Raw genomic sequence first — 22,573 nt, 5'->3', positions numbered from 1 at the left:
GGTTATGTAATTACAACAAAATCATTATCTATTTGCATGTAGCCGATGCCTGCCATGGAGCTTGGTAAAAACTCGTCATCGGTAAGCAGGCTGATATCGTGCGCCGGCGCCGAAACCAAGATCATATCCGGGTTTGCAGCGGCAGCCTTCCCGGCAGATTTTACCTCCCTGTAGGGGTCATCGCCGGTGCTTTGTAACAGCTTGATGGTTGCAACATGATCTATATACGGCTGGCGGGCAATAAAATTCACAATGGCGTTATGGTATATATTGCCACCGATAATAATATCTGCATGATCATCAAAAGCCCATGGGGAAAGAAACTGTTTCAGGTCCTGCTCCAGCTGTAGCCTGTAATATGCTTCGCTATAGCCCTTTTTAATTCTTACCCCGGTTTTAACCTTTATTTTTACATATACCGGGTTGCGCACTTTAATGCTTACAAAAGGCGGGATGCGTTGTTCCATGTAACCGGTGATGCGCAGCAGCAGATCGGCAGGTACTTTAGGCTGAAAATGATCAAAGGCATGCAGGCCCTTCGTATTGGTGATCACGATGATATCAACCTTGCCTATATCCTCGGGCCTGTCAGAAAACGTGCCGGGCATACATTTAACTTTATAAATTTCGGGGAATTGGCCCAGTATCAGCCTTTCGTAATCCCAAACGGCAAGGGCACGGTTTTTATGCCTTAAGCGTTCGCTAACGCGTACATAAAACTGTGCTTCTGTTTCCTGCGGTTTGCCCCCAACTGAAGCAAAGGGCTGATCGAGCTTTTTAATACCGGCAACCATTTGTACCGTTGCCCTGATGCTGCCGGGCGCCAGGGGCGCTGTAAAATGCGACGCATGGTTACCCTGGTTAATAAATAATGCATTCACGCCCTGGGCAACAATATCTATCAGATCGGGTATGGCGTCGCTGTATTCGTTTACGGATATTTTTAGCCAGTACAGATCATCGCCCAGCAAACGGTTGGTATTGCTGATATCGCCGGGTATGTTTATTTCTACCAGGCCGGTATTGGCCAGGCCGTTGGTCGTATCGCTTACTACAGCAGATGCCGGCAAAGCGATCCAGTTCTCATTTTTAAGATAGCTCCAGGTAATTACCGGCGATGGCAATTCGGGGTTGGCAGTGCCCCCGGCCAGCTGAAACAACAGCGATAACTGCTGCTGCCTGCCCAAACCCTTCAGGCCGATAAACAACTCGCCGGCATGGGCAAATAAGGGCACCAAACGCATCCCGCCTGCATTACCGGGGCTTAACTCCCTGTAACCAAATGCTTCGATGCCTATTAAACGGGCGGAATCATCGGGCTTGCCGGGCAGTATCTCAAAGGATGTGGTGTAGCCCGCCGTTAATTGCTTTATTTTAGGTACGTAGGGCGCATTTAATGTATAGGCTCTGATTGCCTTATCATCATACGCCAGCGCTTGTTTGGTTAACAAAGCGGTATAGGCTGCGTGGTTAAAATCTGTTAAAAGCTCCAGGCTAAAATACCGCTTCCAGTTAACAACATCTTCGCCGGTATTTAATTTATCAACGGGGATATCCTCAAAACTTCCGCGGATGCTAACCGGCGCATTCCTGGCAAAAAGCTTAATGTTGCCAAGCGGGGTTGCATCTTCGTTATCTATCAGCTCCAGCTTGCCTAAAAAATGTTCATTCCCGGTGATGGGCTTATTGGAGTTGTTGATCTCTTCATCCGCCACTTTACGATAATTGGCATAGTAAGCCTTAAAATCCTGCGGGGCGTTTAGCCACTCAAAATCTAAGGTTAAGGCATCAATGGCCTTGCCCGCCAGCTGGCTGTGCGAAAAATAGAAGCGGTTACCCACCTGCGGCACCGTACCAAAAGGCTCGAATGGCTTTTTAGGGCTCAGTACCGAAAAATCATTTTGCAAGGTTAACGCCCTGATGCCTGTAACGGCAATATCTACCCGTATTTTTTGGATAACCAACTGGTGCAGCAACTGGTACCAGCTAATATATGCCGGGTTTTGCTTGCCGCCGCTGTTGTTAAGCACCATAGCCAGCATGGGCTGCCCGCCATATTCTTTCAGTAAGCCTTTAGGCAACACCGGCACATCTGTAACCGTAGTAACTTCTTCATCCATATTTAAGCGGATGCGGAGCGCATTCAGGTAAACATCATTTGCGGCGTATTTTTGGTTGTTTGCCGCGGCGGCTACGGTAGCTTTAAGCGTAACCTCTACATTTTTCTGATCGATGTAACCCTCTATCAGGTACACCTGCCCGCCGGCGTCAACCACGTAGTTGCCCACATCTGCTTTGGCGAACTGTGCACTTGCGCAACTAATTTTACCGTTACTGAAAGACAGACCGGGAAGTGCCGTACTATTGCCTGTACGTATAAAATCATCAAACGACAGCTCGTTCACTGCAATTTCTTTCCACCCGCCGTCTGCACTCAGCATCATACGGAAAGGGGGCATTTTTTTTGCCTTGCTGTTTAACTCCTGCTGCAGCCGGGCTTTTTCCAGCCCATTTATTTGCGTGCATGACAGGTAAATATCTATTACCCGCTTACCGTCATTCAATACAAATTTAGGTGAAGCGATGGCCAGGCCTATTGCCGGGTACAAAGTGTTGCCGGCGCTAACCCGCCCAAAAGCGCGGGCATGGCCTGTTTCGCCCTGCATAATGGCAGCTTTCAGGTCGTCTTCTTTTGCCATGTCCAGCCACTCCGTATCCGGCGGCACAACAGCAGCGATCCCTTTTTTCTGTAAAACAACATCTAACAGGGCATATACCTGCGCCCAGTCGCGCTCATCAAGTTCGCGTTTCTGCACGTATGCGGCAAGGGTGCTAAAATCAGCTACGGATAATAAAAGTTCTTTGGTGGCATATAACAGTGCTGGGCCCCGCAGGGTATCGGCCTTATCAAGCAGCGCCTTATTAATTTGCAGAAAAATATTTTCGTCAACCGCCTGGCCGTTAAAATTTGGCAAACGGCCGTCGGCATCAGCCAGCAAAAGTTCAATAAATGCAAACAAACCTGCTGCCTGTTTTTGTTTATTTTTAATTTGCAGCCGCCGGTAAGCCGTTGTAAGCGCCGTTACCACATAATTACCGTTTAAGATGCTTTTCGGGGTCGAAAAAAGGTCAATTATGGCCGTTAAATGGTCGTCTGATAACTGATATTTTAGTGCGGTACGGCTTACTAAATCTTTATCTGTTTTTTTATCGGCATCCAGAAACTGATCCGGGTCGAACGTGTCATATCCGAGTGCCATGCTCATCATTTCTTTTACAGATCGCAGCTTATTTTTCTCGTCCCACTTATCTGCAAGATATACCGGGCGCTTATCAGCATACAATGATTTGATCCCGGCTACGGCAGCCTTGGTTATCAGCGTGTCTTTCTGGATGTTATACACACGGTCTTTACCCAAATTGTCTTTGCCGGCGGTTACCTGTGTGCCTTTTTTAAGCACTAATTCGTCTACCTCGTTGGTTAGCTGCACAATAAAGTTAACCACATCCGGGATAGGCTTCTTTTGATCGAGCCCTAACAACTGATAATAATACAGGTCGAGATGCTGTTTGGTGAACTGGTTAAGCTGTACCTTTATGTTACCCAACAGCTTTAAAAAGGTGATAAACAGCACAATATGCGGGTTAGCAAACTGATCTGCATGGTTGGCGTACCCGGCAGATTCATGCCCGTTTTCGGCGTAAGCTATCAAGCCGGAAAGCCAGTTAAGCTGATCTGGTGAACCATACTCGAACCCGCCGCTTAAAAATGCCCCCCAGTTGCCCGCTGCTTCGTTTTCTGAGTTGAAGAATTTAAGGTACGCTGCAAAATCATTGGCAAACTTTACAAAGTCGGCCAGGCTGCGCTCTTCCACACGAATATAATCCGGATCCAGCTCGGCTACCAACCGTTGTGCCTGGCTTATACCATCCCGGTAAACAAGTTTTTGGGGCTTTAATTCGTTGATCATTTACTGGTGCTTAATCTAATCTGCATTCGCTTTAACATTAAAACTTACAAAGCTGCCAAAACCGGTGTATTCGCTCATCACATCTGGCTTAGGCGGCGCTGTGGGGATACTGGGGTCTTTAGCGGGGCTTTGCACCTCAAACTTTGCGGTAAACATGCTTCCCTTCAATATAACTGCCTTTCCGGAGTCCGTTACTGTTTTTGCAACCTGATCGTTCGCTAACGCAGCTATTTTAAGGGTGCCTGTACCCGGTATAACAAACGGAGGCGCGATATACATACATCCCGGTACTGCCAAGTTCTTCTCATCACCTTGAATGCAGATCTTTTTTCCGTTTACGGTACCTTTACCGGTACCGGTTAGCTTACCCGGCTGCACAATTACTATCGCCACTCCAAAAGCAGGGGTAAAAATAGCCTGGTCGCCGTCTGCAAGTATGGTATCAAGCATAGTAATTGTTTAATCCGGGTACGTTCATCTTGTGGCTTCGTTTATATAAAAAGGATACACCATATTGTAGCGGTTATTGGTTGCCATAATGGTATATTCAATTCCTATCAGCAATATCCCGGTTTCATCTACAGCCCTTTCAATATGAATGTTCTCGGTTTTTACACGGGCCTCATTTTTTAATATGGCATCAAATATGCTGCCTTCAATGGCATTGATCAGGCTTTGCCCAATCTCTTCAAAAACGTAGTTGGATAGATCGCACCCATAATCAGGGAACATTACCCGTTCCTTTATGGCTGTGGTTAATAAAATGTATAAACTTTGCTGAATATCCACCTCAGCAGAAACCATTTCCACACGGGCGCCGCCAGAAAAAAACTGCGGCGGAAAGCCCCACCCCCTGCCTAAAAATGCTTCGTTATTTTCCATTATCCCCATTTGCTTCGTTATGATTTGCTGCCGCACTTGCCTTTTCTATTTGCTCTTTAGCTTGTTGCCGGATGCTTTTCACCAGTTCAAAAACTGTAATATAGGGCTGATGCCCTAAAGCCTCCAGAATCTTGTTCACTTCATCTAACTGAAGTGTTAATGTGATCTCGTTCATTACGCTGGTTATATTAAATCTATTGTTGAACCTTTAATTTTAATGCCTTTGCCCTGTATATCAATATCGCCCTGGGCTTTTATCATAACATTTTTTGCGCTTTTCATTACAATTCCTGCGTTGCTTAACGTCAGGCTGTTACCATTCGCATCATTCATCTCGATCTGTTTACTATCCTCATCGATCAGTATTTTATTATTATCGGATGTTTGGATCCGGAGCGTTTTATTTTCATCGTCAAACAGCAGTTTCATCCCCGACTTGGTAACGATGCCCTTTTGGCCATTTGCTTCGGTTTGGGCTACTACAGGTTGATTTTTGGGGCCATAAACCGACCCCAAAATGACAGGATTACGCGGATCGTCATTAATAAAACCAAGTATTACCTCATCACCCGGCTCGGGCCAAAAAAAAATGCCCCTGTTATAGCCGCCATCTAATGTTGTAAGCCTTGCCCAAATCGCATTTTCGTTATTATCCATTGCCGGCATCCTTACTTTTACACGCGATTGGTTTTCCGGGTCGCCGTTTGATGTTTCTACAATGCCTACCTGTAAACCATTGATGCCCGGCAACAGCCCGGCAGCTTTAGTATCGGTAAGTTTAACGGCCGACGAAAACCAATCTGCCGAAAGGCCGAACTGGATTGTAGTGACCCAGTTGCCACCGGATATATGATGCTTAAGCCCGGTTACAATGTTTTCACCAGAAAACTTATTGCCCGCGCCCTTTAATTCAATGTTGTCGCCAAGTTTTAAACCGCCTACCCCCGCCACGCTAAAACTGCCTTTTAGCATAGATAGCCTGGTTTTAACCATACGGGCGTCTGCCCAGGCACTTGCTTCCTGTGCGTTAACCGGGATAACGGATACCATCCTATCATCAGAGTTTCCCATGGCAGCGGCCAGGTTGCTTGATTTAAGCACCCCCTGCTTAAGAGTAAAACGCGTATCAGATGTTAATTCGCTTATTTGCTGTGTATCCAAATCCCATGTACGGGTTGTTACTGCAGCATATTGATGGCGTGCATCTGCCTGCAGATCAAAATCATAAACCGTGTCCTTACCAATCTCAAAAGACATTGCAGCTGCCCCGAAAGATGGCTTTACAGCAGAAACCACACCGTTTACGGCAGCAACAAGCAAGCCGTTAACTTCCGCACGGCTTAATAGCATATCCCAGTCAGAAGTATAATATTGTACAATTCGCTCGTGTATGGCCGCGGTAGTGGTTATTGCCCCTGCACTTACCCCTTTATAACTGCCTATCAGGGTGCCTATCAGGTCGCTGTCTGTAATTTTGTTAAAGATGCTGCTTTTACGCTGGGTGGTCATCTTAACGGCCGCATCACTTATATCAACACTTAGTATGCAGCCCGAAATAGTTTTTTTTAACGAATATTTAATAATGATCCCCGTAAATACCGCACGCTTGCCAGATGATTCGCCGCTATAATTTATAGTAATGGTAATACTGTTACCGGGGTCAAAAAAGTCAGAATCACTGATCCGGTATTCTTTTGAGGCAAAATCTCCGTCGGTTAACGTAAGCGAGGCATAAGAGATCCGGTTGATATCTTGTATCACATCAACACTAAGCAAACCATAACCCAAGGGCATTTCTGTGCCACCGCTTGTAACAGTTACATTAACAATATCCGTTTTAGTTGATGAATAGGGCATATTAATTTTTTACCGGTGGGAAATAAAGTTCCTGCCCGGGGGTAAGATCTCTGAAATTGTTTAGTTTATTAGCCCTGGCCACCTGCAGGTAATAGGTTTCTGACCCGTAAATTTCTTTGCACAGTAAAGGCAAGGTGTCATGCGTTTTAACAATGCGTTTATGGGTAAGGTCGGGCGAGCTTTTGTTTTCTTTCTTGAGGCGTTCTTTTTCCTCCAGGTCGCCCACAAAAACGGTACTTAATTCGGCGCGCAACGGCCTGCCGCCCTTATCAAATAAAGTGTAGGTAATATCCACACTCTGCAGCCTGCATTTAAAGATAAGCGTACCCCATTCTACTTTTAAAAATTTAGGCTGATGGATATTACCGTCCATATAGGCGGTTAACTCCATAAATCTTTTTACCCTTTTAGAAACGTCCAGATCGGCCTTTTTTACCATCACCGCATAATCAGATACGCCGGTTCCGTCTAAGATCAGTTTCAGCGAAATTTCTGAAGGCTTGGTTAAAGAGTACCTGGCCACGTTACCACTCGAATTGATGCCCTGCTCCTTGCTATATACGTTTTCGTAGGATAAGGAGTAGGATTCGGGGTTAAACATGGCTTCAAAAGTATCAAAGGGCATACCGTTCCTTTCTTCGGTGCGGTACACTTTGATCTTTAACTTTTCGAGTTTGTTGAGGCTAATCAATGCCATGTTACCGGTGTTTATTATTTTCGATGATGCTGATCACCTCTTTTACACATTCGCGGATCAGCAGCGCACGGTCTATCGGGTCTGGCCCTTTTACCGGTTTTGAAGATGTATGCCCGTTTTCATCCTGGATGACGGTTGCCTTTATTACCAGTTCCCTTATTTCTACAGCCATAATAATTTATACACTTATGGTTTGGAAACTGGTATAAGCCAGTTCCATAGTTTCTATTACTACCTCGTTGGCGCTGGCATCAAGATTAGAAAACGACCATTTAACGGGGTATGCCTTTAAAAATAACCAGCCCGATGCAGGCTTATTTTCATCATTAAATACCGTAACCAACACGTTTGACGGAGAAAACCTGAATTCGGAAAAAGCATCCTGAAAAGATCTGTTGAGCAGCGAGCGCGAGAGCAGTCCGCGTTCCAGCACCAGGTTACTGTAGCTTGCACCTGTGGGTATGCGGTGCGTGTACAGGTTTTGGCCGCCTTCGTTAATACTGTCCATATTTATATCGGCTTGCAGTCCGGATACTTTCTGAAACCGGATATCCAGCATATTGGGCAGCACCCCGGCCTGAAAAAAAAACACACCAAAGCGGTGGGTCAGCAACAGGTCGGGCTCTAACAGGTTGATGTTCATGATAGGTATTCGATATTCAGGTCTTGTACAATCAGTTCAATGCTTTCAATGGCAATTTCGTTGCTTTGGGCGTTAAAGCCGGGGGCATCAATTTTTAAGGGCAATGCCTTGCTCAGTTTCCAGCGAATAACCGCAAGGCCATTTTCATCGCACAGGTCAACAAAAACATCGTTGTACAATTTACTTTGCAGCCAGGCGTACAGTTCGCGGCGATTGCCTGCCATTCCACGCTTCAGGGTAACTACAGGCTGGTTTTTTTGCGCGCGCACAATGGTTGTACCAAATAAATGGCTCAATCCGTCTTTATAAACCACTTTTTCGTAGCTGATGCTCAATCCCGAAACTTCCGAGAACGACATCGTTTGCGCACCTACAGAAACCTTATAGTTATAAGATGGTAAGGCATAAACCGTTTTAGCTGAACTCATTGAAAAACAGATATAACATTTAACATCATCTATTCTTCGTTCATTTCAAGCCCACTGGCCATCAACTCTATCGATTCTATTGCTATTTCGTTAGAACTGGCGTTAAATGATGGCGCCGACAATTTTACGGGAAAAGCATCCATCACTTTCCAGCGCACTACAGATTCGCCGTTCTCATCGCAAAGGTGCACGGTAATATCTTTTTTTTCTGTACGGTTTAACTGCGTTGCATTAAGCCAGTTGTATAACAGCGGCATACTTTTACCCTTAACATAACCCTTTTTAAGCGTAATGTTAAGCGGTTTTTTGGCGCCGGGCATATACATTACATTAGGGCCGGCAATGCCCGAGGCCACCTGGCTCTCTTTGTAAGTAATGGTATCGTACGAGATCTCCAGGCCCGACACTTCCGAGAAAGCGATGGTATCCGGGCCGATATCTACTTTATAATTATAAACCGGTAAAGGGTAATTTGTTGTTATTTGATCTTTAGATAAAGCCATAATTGATAAAATTTAGATGGTAATGATTAAAGTGAACGATTAAGCTTCCTGTAATTTGTGAGAAAACCGCAGAATGATAAATTCAGCAGGCCTTACTGCCGCAATGCCAATCTCAATAATCATTTTACCTTCCAGGATATCCTGATTGGTCATGGTAGCGCCAAGGCCCACTTTAACAAAGTACGATGCCTTGGCTGTAGAACCTGCCAGGGCGCCCTGCTGCCATAAACCGTATAAAAAGCTTTCTATCATACTTTTAACCTTTAGCCATGTTGTGGCATCATTAGGCTCAAAAACCGCAAAGAAGGTAGCCTTTGCCGCCGATTCCTCGATCATGTTAAACAGCCTGCGTACCGAAACATACCGCCACTCGTTATCGTTACCGGCCAGTGTGCGGGCGCCCCAAACCAGTGTGCCCCTGCCCGTAAAGCTACGTATGGCGTTGATAGATTTACCGCCGGTACTATCAATATTCAGGCCTTCCTGCTCGGCAGCGGTGATTTTAACTACCGGGCCGATAACGGCATTTAAACTAACGTTTGCAGGCGCTTTCCAAACACCGCGTTCGGCATCAACAGTAGCGTAAACACCTGCTACAGCCGGCGACGGCGGCAATTCAACATTAAATTGCGGGTTACTCAATTCTAATTTTACGGCATTGTAAAACGCTGTATCCGATTCTTTGATGCTCAACAGCGTTTTTTCAGTTTTGTCTGCCTGAGTGATTTTCACATCAGCATCCTCTATAATGTAACTGAGGGATGTTTTAAGAGCCGGGTAATAGGCCGCCCCGTATTTTAGGTTACCGGCAACAGCTGCCCTGAACGTAGCACCCAAAATGGTGGCATTCCTGTCGTTATCAAGCACATCTATAATGCAAAAGCGGTTTTTAAACAAGGTACAGTGTTTAAGCGCTTCATTACATATAGGGTAATAAATAGCACTGCCAAGCGAAGCTGCTTCTGAAAGCACAATAAGCGTAGGCTCTTCTTCTTTTGCCAAAACTACCAGGCCGTCAGTAAAGTCTTTAGCTATTTTGGCGGTTGCATAAGTACCTAATGATAAAACATAGCAATTACTGCCCCCATTCCTAAAAAACAATTCCAGCGCATAATACATTTTGTGGGCAGAAGGTTCTAACTTCACTACAGGCTTTGTGATTTCGTCGGTCTTTTTGCTTTCTACCGTAACTTTAGCAGGCGCAGGACCGCCAAAATACTGCTTATACTCCAGCATACTGCTAATACGGGTAGGAACATTTTTAAGCTCGCGGCCATTGTAAGCGGTTAACTGGGTGTAACCCAAAAATACCGGGATAGCCGTTGAGGCTTGCACGATGGATGGTGGCAGTGTTGAAACCTCTTCAACATAAACACCGGGTGTAGAATAGCTTGTTGCCATATTTTTTCAGGGTAAGGGTTTAGTTTTTTATTTAAAATTGGTATCTAATTTAACAAATTAATAATTTTTACGCCGTTTTCGTTAAGCCCCGGGTTGGGCAAATGGCTGATCATGATACGGCTATCCGAATTGTTTTTTAAGCGGATATTTTTTTTGCCGGCATTGTTCAGCGGGATCTCTTCTGACGATTCAAAAACCGATATAAGAGCATCCGGGAAACCCACCGATAACTTACGGCTTACAGCATCGGCCGCAGTTTGCTTTACTGTTTGTTTTTTAAAGGTTATGCCGCACAGGCTGCCTTCTACCACCGGCTCGGTAAGTGTTGTACCACTCAGAATGTAGTATTTCCATTTAAGCTTTTTGGTTTGAAACTTTAATTGCAGGGATCTGGCCCCCGAAAAACTAAAGTACAATTGCAATACGCCTAAAAAATTGGGATGAGATGCATGATTGAACTGCGCTTTTGGTACAACCGACTGGCTTAAAACAGCCGCGTCGGCCTGGTTACTGTAAACATACAATTCATCGGCACCCTTTGCTGCCAAGCCGGTATATTTAAAAAACGTATTATCCGGCGTATAAATAAAAAAGTCGAAAGAAAGGCCTGCGTTGGGTTTAAATTCGGGTATAGCATCATCGCTGTTACGTAAAATACTAAACTGGTTGTTGTTTTTTAACAGCAGCCTGTAGTTTCTCAACATGCGTTCGCACTCCATAGTCGGCTTAAAATATAGCCCGGGCACAGCGGCATCATCAAAATAATTATGCAGTACATCAACGCTTATTACTTTCTCGAATGCCATTATTGTACAGATATATTGGTTTGTGTTTCGCTGACATCGGCCATGATCTCTATCGATCCATCATCATGAAAAGTGAGTAAGCTTACTTTATATAACACAGATGGCTGGTATGCTGTGCGCAACGACCCCCAAAGTTCGTTTTGCTGTTGCAACGGCAGAGCAAGCAATTCCATTTTTATTTTGCCTACCTCGGGGCTTAAAGAGGGTGCATTGAACTGGTCGAACACCCGGTTACGCTGAAAAAACCTGATAATGAGCGAAAGGAATTTCATGCTTTGTTCATAATCGGTAAACCTGGCCACAAAAAGCACCATTAAATTCAGCGAGATACTTGGGCTAAGATCTGTTTTTATGCCATTGCGCATTACACCTTCAAATCGGTTTGCAGCCCTTATAACCTTTTCTTCCTCAAAATTAACCAAAATTGGTACAATGCTGTTGTTAGGGAAATGGGCCGGATCCAGGTCACTACCATCGGGGAACACAACCTTATCCTCCGCCAAACCAGTTTTTAACTTGCAATAATCATTAAGCTTATCTTTAAGCATAACCAGTACTTCGTTGATCATCAGGGGCAGCGCTTTTAGAACAGTTTAAAAATAACAGAAAGGGTTATTGGCAAAGCTGATATTGGCAGATAATAGGCCGTTGCAGTAATACCAAGTCCTCAAAACTATAAATTATGTATTGCATTAACAATGGCAATACATCCCTATTTTTGCCCTTTATGGTAATATTTAAGGCCTTAAAAAAAGATACATTCAGCCTGTATTGCAGTTATTATTACCCTTACGTTATAAAAAAAATATTGTAGGTTTAAAGCGTGAATTGCCTTCCATATCACTATAAAATAAACAAAGCAAAATGAGTGCTTACGCAGTTAAAACGCATGATGATAAAAGCCGTACAACTACAAAAAGTTCGGCAAAGCACGAAGGCAGTGTACCCACCATGCAATTTGTAAACAACCGGCCAGAAGCGGTTACACAACGCAGGCAACAGGCGGCGGCCAATAACAGCATACAGGTAAGGCAATTAAAGGCTGTGCAGCAAATGGCCAACAACCGGCCCGGCAAAACTAACCCTCCTGTACAATTGGCTGGCGTTAAATCTAAAAGACCCGGTAAAGCAAAACGTAAGGTAGCAAGTCCTGTGGTATCCCAAGAGGATTATCAACAGCGTATAAATGCAATGCCGGCCCCCTACAAATGGCCATTACTGAAAGGGCGGGTACCAGATGGGTGGATAGGCAGTAATTTAAAAGACGGTAACTATAGGCAAACCCCGGCCAAAGGTTACTTAAGGCGAATTGGAGATTTTTTACGCCCTGCACCTGGCCTTGCTTTTATAGGAAGCGCCCCTGCTTTATCCACAGCCGCAGCCGCTAAGAAAGAGGTTAACCGCAACCACAATTCTTTGAAGCAATATACTGACTGGATCCCTCATTTTGATTTAACAAGTGGTGTTGCAAATGGCCTTGGAACCCTTACCGCAGTAAGAGATGCTAATAATGCAAGAAAGAAATATATTGACCAATCTAATGATAGTGACAGCAAAAAGCTTGCATTCATTGAGGGTGCGGGTTCATCAGCGGGGGTTGCAAGGTCGGCTGCCACATCGGTATATAACTTTTCAGATTATTTTAATACCACAACATCAGCATCAGCGGTAAGTAATATTGCAGCAGGGGCATCAATTGCCATAGGCGCCGCAGATATGGCAGGCGGAATATACGGTGCACACGTAGCCAGTAAACGAAAAAAAGGCATTTTAGATGTTAAAAATGATATTACGCGTTTAAGAGATGCGGATCCTGATATAGAGGAGGGGGATCCTTATAAAGATCATTTGCGTGCTGCAGATATTGGTATGGCATCACAGGGGCGCGAACAAGTTACAAGCGGCGGCAAAATCCTTAAGGGTGCAGCCGGAATAGCCGGTGGTGCATTAATAATTGCCGGGTTTGCAACTGCAGGTATGGGTTTGGTGATTGGGGCTTCGTTGATTGGGATTGCAGCAACTATTGTTAATGCAGTAAAAAAGCGCAAACATAAAAAAGAAATTGTGATTGATATACTTGGCGTAAAGGCAAGAAGAGAAGCATGGAAGGCCGAAAAGAAAAGAATTGAAAAAAATACCTGGTGGGGATTTAATGCACGGGAGCAAGGAATGAAGGAAATAGGTGAAGACCCCTTAAATATAGCGTTAGCAAATAGTGGATATAAAGATATTGGAATTTGCTACGATAATTACATTAAAGAAGTGTCTGATCATCTGTATTCTTTCGGCATAATTAATAATAATGTACCAACCCTTAACCTTATCAAAAATTTAGGCTTTAATATAAGCCCGGAGAAAAGGCGATATATTACTCCTAAAAAAATAGCCGCAAAATTATCAGTATAAACAATGCCAAAAACAATTACCAGCGCCGAACATATTAAACAGCTTGAGTTACTGCACGATTATCTTGATGAAGATGGCTGGGAGGTAACCTTAAAAGCGCCAGATAAGGAAAACCCTCTACATATGTTGGTTGTAAGCATTTTATCAGAAGATGATCACAATCAAGTTTTATGGAACATGGAGTTATCCTTTGTGCCGATACCTGCAGCCAACTTAAGCGATGTAAGCATTTTGCAATGTTTTATACCGCTGGCAAATGATTTTGCCGGGTTGCTAAAGCCCGATCTGTTTGAAATGATAACTAAACTAAACACCAAGCTCCCTATTGTAGGCTTTGGGTTTTTAGACGATTATAAACTGCTATATTATAAGCACAATATGATGCTGCCAAATGCGGAAACCCCAATCAAAGGCCTTGTGCTTAGTGAATCGCTATCCATGATAACTTATCTTGTATCTACTTATACAGGCCCTTTAATAACGGTAGCAACCGGCGAAAAGAGCATGACCGATGTTATCAATGATCTGCAGGCGCAAAAATTATTCAGCTGATAAACCAAAAAGCTAAATCACTACGGATGTAAGAATTTATTGCGTAAATTTCATTCGCAAAGCCCGGTGATATCCATCCAATGCCTGGTTAAGCGATTGGCCCTTTTGATGGATGCAATTACAAAAAACCTGGCATGCCCGGGCGCTTGAATTATCCTTGCATTGCCTTTGGCAATCTGCCAGGGTATTACGGGGCATAATATCGTACCCATTGGTTAATAACAGCACCAAAACAACTACAGCTGCAGCTACGCCCGAAAAAAAAGCTATCGGGAACCTGGTACTCCTGATTATTGGTTGTTGTGATATCCCTGTTGGCGCCCCGGTATGTTTAAAAGGCAGTATCAATTTTAATCTATCATAATCCCAACACAGCAGATACAGATTGGCCAGTACCATTAACGGAGAAGTAATAAGCGAGCCCTCAAAACGCACAGCAATCGACAAGATGCAAATATTTAATATAACCGGGAAATAAAGCACTGCACCCAATGTTGCCGTGCGTGGTATTAGCAGCAGTATGGCCGCTATAACCTGTATAACGCCAATAAAAGTATAGTAATAACCGGTAAGATGCAATGCTTCTAAATAGTGCCCCATAGGGTGGTTAACCGATAGCGAGGTAAAACGCTCGCCCATTATTTTCACAAACCCCGAAGGCAAAAAACCGGCTGCCAGCCCTACCCGGTTAAACACGGCGAAATACCGCAGCCATATATTCGCCTTAACCCTTTGATGCAGTTGGTCTAACTGATAAGATATGCTCATATAATATAAATTAAACAGCCTTTTATCAATCCCACAAGGTACCGTTCAATCCCAGTACAATTCCCATAAACAGCGCAATCGCATAACCTGATAGGCTTACGATATAACCCAAAGCTGTTTTCCAGCCGCCCAGGCTGCGCACACGGCCCATAAAATAAAAAAACAGCCCGCCCATGCCGCCTGCCAATGGTGTTATAATTAAAGGCTTTATCATCCACAGGCTACCCCATTCGGGCTTAGGATGCTGCACGCCAAGCAAAAAGAATAAGATAACAAGCAGGGCAATACCTGCGCCGATCAAAAAATGTTTAATTACTGCCTGGTTATTAACCGGTTGTGTAAGTAAATTACTGGTTTGTGTCATGATGAATTTAATTTAATTAAAATAATAAAAGTACTTTGAATTACAAAGTAATTAGTTTATTTTCATTTACGCAAGCAAATCATTAAAAAATTAAAGCAGAAATATTAAAGCTATTTGGCCAGGTAAGTATTATTACCCTTGTTAATATCCGGGTAAAGATTTGCCGGATCGATAACAACTTTAGCTACAGCACTTTTTTTACTCCCTGCGAATGTGTAAGTGCTGCTATACTCCCACACTTCTACCGGGAAATTATGCTGTTCTGTAGTGCCGTCGGTATAAGTAATTTGTACTACCAGCGGCATGGCGGCCTTTTCCAGGTTTGCTATTGTGATCACCGGCTGGGTAGTTGCAGAACTTTCTACCTTAGCCATCTCCTGATCCAGGCAATAGTTTTCCAGGAACATTGATCTCCAGAACCAGGTCAGGTCTTCCCCTGCCGAATTATTGATGCTCCTGAAAAAATCCCAGGGTGTAGGATGTTTATAGGCCCAGTCGCGGATGTATTTTTTAAAAGCGGTATCAAAGCGTTCGGGGCCTAAGATCTGGTTACGCAACAGGGCCAACAGGTAAGCTACCTTCTGGTATTGCAGCGGATACACCTGGTTACCGGGTAAAACATCGGGCCGGCTTACAATGGGCAACAGCCTTTCGTTAAACAACGAAACAAGCGGACTATCGATTTCGGCATAGCCGATAAACTCGCCCTTGTTAAAATCTTTAGTGGCCATATTATCCATAAACAGGTTAAAACCCTCGTCCATCCAGGCGTATTTGCGCTCGTTGCTGCCAACCACCATCGGGAACCAGGTATGCCCCAATTCGTGGTTTACTACGGCCCAATACATATTGCCGGTATCTTTTGCCGAACAAAAAACCATGCCCGGGTATTCCATGCCATCCAGGTTACTGGCTACGTTAACCGCTTTATTATATGGGTACGGAAACCATTTTTCTGAAAAATACTGCAGCGTAAATTTAATGTATTCTGATGAGCGCTTCCAGCTGTTCTGCTTTTCAGATTCTACCGGATACAGCGAACTGCCCATTACCCGCTTACCATCAAACAGTTTAAAACTTTGTGCCTCCCACACAAATGCCCGCGATGCCGTCCAGGCAAAGTCACGGGCGTTATCCAGTCTGAATTTCCAGGTGCAGGTAGGCCTGGCCGGCCTTGATGAGGCATCGGTAACCTCTTTGGCTGTCCTTATCTGTACCGGCACATCGCTTTGTTTGGCTTGTTGCCAGCGCTTTAAAGCAACCGGCGTTAAAACCTCCTCCGGGTTCAGCAGATCGCCGGATGCTTCTACAATACAGGCAGACGGCACCGTAATATTCACCTGATAGTTGCCGTACTCCAGATAAAACTCGCCATTGCCCAGGTATGGCAGGGTATTCCAGCCTTCTACGTCGTCCAGTACACACATGCGCGGGTACCATTGGGCCACGGCATAAATATTACCATTTTTGGTAGGCAAAATATCCGTACGGTTTACCAAAAAATCGGCATTTTTATAGTTTACCGGGAAGTTATACTGATAGCTGATACTAAAGCTGATACTTTGGCCGGTTAATAAAGGTTTGGCCAGTTGCAGTTGCATGCGGGTATCATTAATATGGTATTTAAGATCGCCTGCTTTGCTGCCAGAAAGTTTTACGCCGGTTATTTGGTAGCCGCCGTCGGCAGGTACCACGCCGGGGTTTTGATAAAGAAAAAGTTTTGATTGCACACCCCGCGAATCTTTTTTGAAAACATTCTGCTCCAGTTGCAGCCATAAAACCGAAAGTGCGGCAGGGCTGTTATTGGTGTAGGTGATCGTAGCCGTGCCGGTAATTACATTTGTTTTATCATCAAGCGCTACATCAATCACATAATCTGCCTTGTTTTGCCAGTAGGCCGGGCCCGGCTCGCCGGTAGCTGTACGGTAGGTGTTACCCGGCGGCATGAATGGCAAGGCCGGGAATAAACCGGATGGGTCATATTTAGTCTGGCTAAAAACGGCACCTGCACTAAATATTAAAAGGATGATTAAAATAATTGAAAACCGGGGTATAATTTTTAACATTTTGATAAGTAATAAACAGAAATGTAACGATATTTGAGCTAAATATAGCATAAAGCTGATAATGTTACAGCATATTAATCCGGGCTGGAAAACAACAAACTGTATTACCCGGCAGGCAGGCACACCGTAAGTTAAGCACCCTGCATTTACCCGTTATCAATTATTTATATATTTATGCTCGTTTTTAGCTCATGAATAAAACCACTCTCTTAGATTGCAACCAGATACTGGATATCTTCTCTTCCTCTAATATCGCAACCGCCATATATACCACCAACGACCTGATCATTGAAGCGGTAACAGATGCCATGCTGAATTTTTGGGGGAAAGACCGCTCTATTACAGGCCTGCCACTCATTGTAGCCGTACCCGAGTTAAGCGGGCAGGGTTTTATAGAGCAGTTACAATCTGCGTTGCATACCGGTATTGCTGTTACAGGCATAGGCGTACCTGCCGAAACACTGATAGACCATAAGCTGCAGGTAAGGTATTATGATTATGAATATAAGCCTTTAAAAAACGCCGGCGGAGAGATCTACAGCCTGATACATACTGCTACTGATGTTACCCACCGCATACTGGGCAACGAGGCGATAGAAAAAGAAAAAAAGCAGCGCCGGATGCTGGAGAACGAACGGGTGCTGAATGAGGAACTGGCAGTAGCCAATGAAGAACTATCGGCCATAAACGAAGAATTGCAGCAAACGCAGGAAAAACTGCACGAGCTTAACCTGGAACTGGAAGACCGCGTTACAGAACGTACCTGCAAACTTGCCGAAAGCGAGGCCAACATGCGTTACATGATAGATGACGCACCGGTGGCCATTGCCGTGCTTAAAGGCACGGAATTTATCATAGAGCAAGCTAACCAGTACATGCTGCATATTTGGGGCAAGCAGGATAAAATAATAGGCCAATCTGTTTTTAGTGCGCTGCCCGAGATACAGGGCCAGGGCTTTTTTGAACTTTTGCAACAGGTGTATGCCGGCGGCGAAGCTTACACCGGCCGCGAGGCGCCCGGCATTATGGAGTATGATGGCGAAATGCGCCGCATATTTACAGACTTTGTTTTTAAACCTTTAAAGGATGATAAGGGGCAAACGCACAGTATAATGATTGTTGCCACCGAGGTTACCGAACAGGTGCAGGCGCGCCAGCTGGTAGAAGCCGGCAAACACCGCCTGGAAGCGATGGTAAATAATACACCCGTTGCCATGACCATTTTAAAAGGGCGCGACCTGATCATCGAAACTGCTAACCAGCCTATGCTTGATGTATGGCGACGTGAGCGAAAAGAGGTTATAAACCGTGGCTTGCTGGATGTTTTCCCGGAGTTGAAAGACCAGCCGAACCCGGCGCGGATGCTGGGTGTTTTTGAAAGCGGCCGGCGGTTTGCACTGCCCGAAACCGCGGTTAGCCTGGTTATGCCGGATGGCAGTATAAAAACACATTACGCCAATTTTTCATACGACCCCTTGTTTGATACGGAAGGTAAAGTAGAATCGATACTGATAACGGTGATAGATATTACCGAAAACGTTAAAAACCGGAAGGAACTGGAAGACAGCCAGGCCGACCTGCAGGAAACCACCGAAGAACTGGCCGCAAGCAACGAAGAATTGACCGCTATTAACGAGGAGATCCAGGCATCCAACGAAGAATTGATGGCCACGCAGGATCAGTTACAGGATACCGTGCATCAATTAAAGGAGAGTGAAGAGCGTTTCCGTTTTCTGCTGAATGCCATACCCCAGCAGGTATGGACAGCCACGCCGGACGGCGCCCTGGATTACGTGAACGATGTGGTTTGTGCTGATTTTGGTTACAACACCAGCCAGATAGTTGGCCATGGCTGGCAAAAATTCATCCATCAGGATGATTTGCCTCTGGCGCTCGAACGCTGGGTAGCTGCCCTGCAATCGGGCAAAGAATACGTAGTTGAATTCCGTTTGCTGTTTGGCAACGGCATTTATAAATGGCACCTGGCGAGGGCTATTCCGCTGGTAGAGAACGGAGAGATAACCTTGTGGCTGGGCACCAATACGGATATCGACCTGCAAAAAAACAACGAGCATAAAAAAGATGAGTTTTTATCTATCGCCAGCCACGAACTAAAAACACCGCTAACCAGCATTAAGGCTTTTAACCAGCTGATGCGCCGTACCAAAGATGCCGAACGGATTACCGGCTTTATGGATAAATCTGCCGAGCATATCCGCAGGCTGGAGAAACTGATAGGCGACCTGCTGGATGTTACCCGCCTTAATGCCGGTAAACTGGATTATAACATGAAACCCTTTCGCTTTAAACAATTGCTGGAGGATAGTGTGGAGAGCGTGCAGCACATGTCGCCCACACACCGCATTATACTGGAGCAAAGTGTTGACACCGAATTAACCGGCGATCAGTTCCGTTTAGAACAGGTGATGACCAACTTTTTAACCAATGCCATAAAATATTCGCCGCTTGGCCAAAAGGTAATTGTGCGCAGTAAGGCAGATGAGCATCATATCACCGTATCTGTTCAGGATTTTGGGATAGGCATAGATAAAGAACATGTAGACCGCTTGTTTGACCGTTATTACCGAGTAGACAATACCGCCATGCGCTTTGAGGGGCTGGGGCTGGGCTTGTTCATCTCCTCAGAAATATTAAAACGCCACCAGGGTAAATTCTGGATAGAAAGCGAACCCGGGCAGGGCTCAACCTTCTTTTTCAGTATCCCAATCGTCCCCGAAAAACCTGCACGGCCGGAAGGCATAGCACTTGATCTGAACAGGGAAGACGTAATGGCATCAGAATAAACGGGGCTTATTTTAAAACCAGCCCCGTTTGCCCCGGCATCAGGCCGGGCGAAGTTGCCTTTACAACTACATTCCCTGCCGTTTTACCGGCCCTGATGATTAGCTGGCAGTAACCGTTAAACAGGCTGCGTTGCCAGTTGCCGTCCATTTGATCGGCCTCGTGGCTGCTTGGGTCGCCGTTGCCAACGCCTATTATCCGGGCATCGCCCAGGCTGCTAAAATTAATCATGTTTAGGGCATCCGGCACTTCCAGCCCGTTCTTGTCTACCACGCTTACGTTCACTACAACTGCATCCCGGCCATCGGCCAGCAAAACATTTTTAGATGGCGAAAGCTTAATTTTATAGGCCGCCCCGGTAGTTTTAACCTGCCCGTTTATTTTTTTACCGTTACGGGTGGCAACGGCTTTTAAAACACCCGGCTGGTAGGCTACATCCCATTGCAGATGGCTGTTGCGCGGCATAATTTTTTTACCCAGGCTTTTACCATTTAAAAACAATTCTACATCATCGGCATTGGTATTTACCCATACCGGGATGATCTGCCCCTGTTTACCCGGCCAGTTCCAGTGCGGAGACAGGTGCAGTACATCTTCATCCTTCCACCAGGATTGATAATAGTAGTACAGGTTTTTAGGGAAACCGCAAACATCCATCACCCCAAAGTGCGAGTTTACATTTGGCCACTTATAAGGTGTTGGTTCGCCGCGGTAATCAAACCCCGTCCAGATGAAACCGCCCAGCCAGTAGCTGTTGGTAGCAGCCAGCGGCCACCATTCTTCGGCACGGCTTGCCCACCATGGCGCGCTGATATCCTGGTCTGGCAGATAAGCCCTTACCGTATCTTTTACATAGATGCCCCTGGTAGATAGCGTGCTGCCCATTTCTGTACCGATGATGGGCTGGCCGGGGTGGTCTTTATGATAATCGGCCACGCCAGTTTGCCTGTAATTAAACCCGCGCACCGGGATAACCTCGTTAACGCCTGTAAATACATTTGCCAGATCGGCAGCGTAGGTACTAGTACGCGTTGGGTCTAATTCGCGTTGTTTGGCCAATAGCGTTTGTGCAATGCGCTTACCATAACTGTTGGTTTGTGCATACCCTTCCTCATTCCCTATCGACCATAAAAATACGCTGGCATGGTTCCTGTCGCGTTTTAACAACCGCTCAAACTGGTCCATGTACTCGGGCGAGCTGTTGAGCAGTCGCTGTTCATCCAGTACCAACATGCCCAGGCTATCGCAGGCATCAAGCAATTCGGGCGTTGGCGCGTGGTGGCTGGTGCGGTAGGCGTTAGAGCCAAATTGCTTCAATAATGCAATGCGGTAATACTGCAAATAATCGGGCAGGGCGGCACCTAAGCCTGCATGGTCCTGGTGATTATTGGTACCTTTTATTTTAACGTGTTTACCGTTCAAAAATACGCCGTCGGGTTTTATCTCTATGGTGCGCACCCCAAAATGAATGTCGCGGCTGTCGGTTTGCTTACCGTTAACACTTACTATGGGTTTAATATGATATAAATAAGGCTGTTCTATACTCCATAGCTGAGGAGCATTGATCATTAGCTGTTGTTTTACCAATTGCCTGCCCGATTGGCCGATGGTGAAATTCTGTAACTGCGTTTTGCCAACCAATTTGCCGTTGCGGTCGGTAATGTTTGCATAAAAGCTTCCGGTTGCAGCTGTAAGCCCCTGGTTTTCTATCGTAGCTTCCAGGGTAACGGTTGCGGCATTGCCCTTAACGTCTGTATGCACAAAAACATCGTCGGCAATATGCAGGTTATCGTAGCTGTTTAACCATACATTACGGTAAATACCGGCGCCTTCATAAAACCAGCCTTCGGCCTGTGTGGCATCAACGCGTACCACCATCACGTTTGGCGTTTTAAAGCTCATGTAATCTGTAATATCACGGGTAAAACCAACGTAGCCGCTTTCGTTCCCACCCAAATAAAAACCGTTGATCCAAACTTTGGCATCCCGAAAAACGCCGTCGAACGTTATGCTGAAGCGCCTGCCCGAATCTGCTGCAGCTATTGCAAAACTTTTACGGTACCAGCCAATGCTGTTTTGCGGAAACAAGCCCCCTACCGGGCGAAAACCGTGATCCTTCAGGTTTTCGTTATCCCTGTTCTCAAAAGGCAGCTCGATAGCCCAGTCATGCGGCAGTTGTAAGCTCTTCCAGCCGGTATCATTAAAAGCAGGCGCTATGGCTGTTGAATCAGTTTTACCCGATTTTGCAAATATGTTAACCAGCCCGTAATTAAAATCTTTTGTCGCATCGGCGGCATGGCCCAAATGAAACTTCCAGCCTTCGTTAAAAGATTCGCGCTTGCGGCCGTTCTGCTGCGCAAAAGCAGTAGATAATACGCAGAAAAGGCTTAAGCACGTTAAAATGCAGCGTGATAAAAAATTCATGAA

At 45.3% G+C, this 22,573-nt stretch carries 20 protein-coding genes; 3 read left to right on the top strand and 17 right to left on the bottom strand.

The features are described 5' to 3' along the window. Positions 1 to 2: 2 nt before the first annotated feature. From E2R65_RS12950 to E2R65_RS12895, 13 genes are read right to left on the bottom strand one after another with little or no spacing between them, the layout of a single operon-like run. Complete coding sequence (locus E2R65_RS12950; protein ID WP_134336892.1) at positions 3 to 3,971, bottom strand: baseplate J/gp47 family protein; 3,969 nt, start codon at positions 3,969 to 3,971, stop codon at positions 3 to 5. A gap of 15 nt (positions 3,972 to 3,986) precedes the next feature. Further along, positions 3,987 to 4,421, bottom strand: a complete 435-nt coding sequence (locus tag E2R65_RS12945) for a hypothetical protein (RefSeq protein ID WP_134336891.1) — start codon at positions 4,419 to 4,421, stop codon at positions 3,987 to 3,989. Between the two features lie 24 nt (positions 4,422 to 4,445). Continuing rightward, positions 4,446 to 4,862, bottom strand: a complete 417-nt coding sequence (locus E2R65_RS12940) for a GPW/gp25 family protein (RefSeq protein ID WP_204986312.1) — start codon at positions 4,860 to 4,862, stop codon at positions 4,446 to 4,448. After that, a complete protein-coding gene (locus tag E2R65_RS12935) occupies positions 4,843 to 5,028 on the bottom strand; it encodes a hypothetical protein (RefSeq protein WP_134336890.1) in 186 nt (61 codons plus the stop codon). The genes E2R65_RS12940 and E2R65_RS12935 overlap by 20 nt, the downstream gene beginning before the upstream one ends. Positions 5,029 to 5,036: 8 nt before the next feature. After that, complete coding sequence (vgrG, locus tag E2R65_RS12930; protein WP_134336889.1) at positions 5,037 to 6,710, bottom strand: type VI secretion system tip protein VgrG; 1,674 nt, start codon at positions 6,708 to 6,710, stop codon at positions 5,037 to 5,039. Between the two features lies 1 nt (position 6,711). Continuing rightward, positions 6,712 to 7,407 (bottom strand): CIS tube protein, encoded by a 696-nt coding sequence (locus tag E2R65_RS12925; protein WP_134336888.1) that lies wholly within the window; start codon positions 7,405 to 7,407, stop codon positions 6,712 to 6,714. 1 nt (position 7,408) lies between these two features. Beyond that, a complete protein-coding gene (locus E2R65_RS19655; RefSeq protein WP_158285280.1) occupies positions 7,409 to 7,579 on the bottom strand; it encodes a DUF5908 family protein in 171 nt (56 codons plus the stop codon). A gap of 6 nt (positions 7,580 to 7,585) precedes the next feature. Beyond that, positions 7,586 to 8,050, bottom strand: a complete 465-nt coding sequence (locus E2R65_RS12920; protein WP_204986311.1) for a phage tail protein — start codon at positions 8,048 to 8,050, stop codon at positions 7,586 to 7,588. Further along, positions 8,047 to 8,478 carry a phage tail protein gene (locus tag E2R65_RS12915; protein WP_134336887.1) on the bottom strand — a complete coding sequence of 144 codons (432 nt, stop codon included), beginning with the start codon at positions 8,476 to 8,478 and terminating at the stop codon, positions 8,047 to 8,049. The genes E2R65_RS12920 and E2R65_RS12915 overlap by 4 nt, the downstream gene beginning before the upstream one ends. Before the next feature lie 29 nt (positions 8,479 to 8,507). Then, positions 8,508 to 8,981: a phage tail protein gene (locus E2R65_RS12910; RefSeq protein WP_134336886.1), complete on the bottom strand. Its 474-nt coding sequence runs from the start codon at positions 8,979 to 8,981 to the stop codon at positions 8,508 to 8,510. Between the two features lie 39 nt (positions 8,982 to 9,020). Continuing rightward, positions 9,021 to 10,382 (bottom strand): phage tail sheath family protein, encoded by a 1,362-nt coding sequence (locus E2R65_RS12905; protein ID WP_134336885.1) that lies wholly within the window; start codon positions 10,380 to 10,382, stop codon positions 9,021 to 9,023. 44 nt (positions 10,383 to 10,426) lie between these two features. After that, positions 10,427 to 11,188, bottom strand: a complete 762-nt coding sequence (locus E2R65_RS12900; RefSeq protein ID WP_134336884.1) for a hypothetical protein — start codon at positions 11,186 to 11,188, stop codon at positions 10,427 to 10,429. Further along, entirely contained in the window at positions 11,188 to 11,757 is a 570-nt protein-coding gene (locus tag E2R65_RS12895; protein WP_134336883.1) for a DUF4255 domain-containing protein, read from the bottom strand. Before E2R65_RS12895 ends, E2R65_RS12900 begins: the two co-directional genes overlap by 1 nt. A 526-nt stretch (positions 11,758 to 12,283) precedes the next feature. Here E2R65_RS12895 and E2R65_RS12890 point away from each other — a divergent pair. Further along, positions 12,284 to 13,594 carry a hypothetical protein gene (locus E2R65_RS12890; RefSeq protein WP_134336882.1) on the top strand — a complete coding sequence of 437 codons (1,311 nt, stop codon included), beginning with the start codon at positions 12,284 to 12,286 and terminating at the stop codon, positions 13,592 to 13,594. 3 nt (positions 13,595 to 13,597) lie between these two features. Next, positions 13,598 to 14,146 (top strand): hypothetical protein, encoded by a 549-nt coding sequence (locus E2R65_RS12885; RefSeq protein ID WP_134336881.1) that lies wholly within the window; start codon positions 13,598 to 13,600, stop codon positions 14,144 to 14,146. A gap of 36 nt (positions 14,147 to 14,182) precedes the next feature. Here the strand turns inward: E2R65_RS12885 and E2R65_RS12880 are convergent, their stop codons facing one another. The 3 genes from E2R65_RS12880 to E2R65_RS12870 all read right to left on the bottom strand — a co-directional run bounded on the left by E2R65_RS12880 (position 14,183) and on the right by E2R65_RS12870 (position 17,344). Further along, positions 14,183 to 14,914, bottom strand: a complete 732-nt coding sequence (locus E2R65_RS12880) for a DoxX family protein (RefSeq protein WP_134336880.1) — start codon at positions 14,912 to 14,914, stop codon at positions 14,183 to 14,185. Between the two features lie 25 nt (positions 14,915 to 14,939). Beyond that, complete coding sequence (locus E2R65_RS12875) at positions 14,940 to 15,278, bottom strand: potassium transporter KefB (RefSeq protein ID WP_134336879.1); 339 nt, start codon at positions 15,276 to 15,278, stop codon at positions 14,940 to 14,942. 110 nt (positions 15,279 to 15,388) lie between these two features. Then, positions 15,389 to 17,344 (bottom strand): M1 family metallopeptidase, encoded by a 1,956-nt coding sequence (locus tag E2R65_RS12870; RefSeq protein ID WP_134336878.1) that lies wholly within the window; start codon positions 17,342 to 17,344, stop codon positions 15,389 to 15,391. A 191-nt stretch (positions 17,345 to 17,535) separates the two neighbouring features. On the opposite strand from E2R65_RS12870, the gene E2R65_RS12865 reads away from it, so the two are divergent. Beyond that, on the top strand, positions 17,536 to 20,148 hold the full coding sequence (locus E2R65_RS12865; protein ID WP_134336877.1) for a PAS domain-containing protein: 2,613 nt from the start codon (positions 17,536 to 17,538) through the stop codon (positions 20,146 to 20,148). A gap of 7 nt (positions 20,149 to 20,155) precedes the next feature. Here the strand turns inward: E2R65_RS12865 and galA are convergent, their stop codons facing one another. Then, positions 20,156 to 22,570 (bottom strand): beta-galactosidase GalA, encoded by a 2,415-nt coding sequence (gene galA, locus E2R65_RS12860; protein ID WP_204986310.1) that lies wholly within the window; start codon positions 22,568 to 22,570, stop codon positions 20,156 to 20,158. Positions 22,571 to 22,573: the final 3 nt, after the last annotated feature.

The organism is Mucilaginibacter phyllosphaerae, from assembly GCF_004378255.1.
GTDB lineage: Bacteria > Bacteroidota > Bacteroidia > Sphingobacteriales > Sphingobacteriaceae > Mucilaginibacter > Mucilaginibacter phyllosphaerae.
Note: the sequence above shows the minus strand (reverse complement) of the source record. Positions and strands in the feature narration are given on the sequence as shown.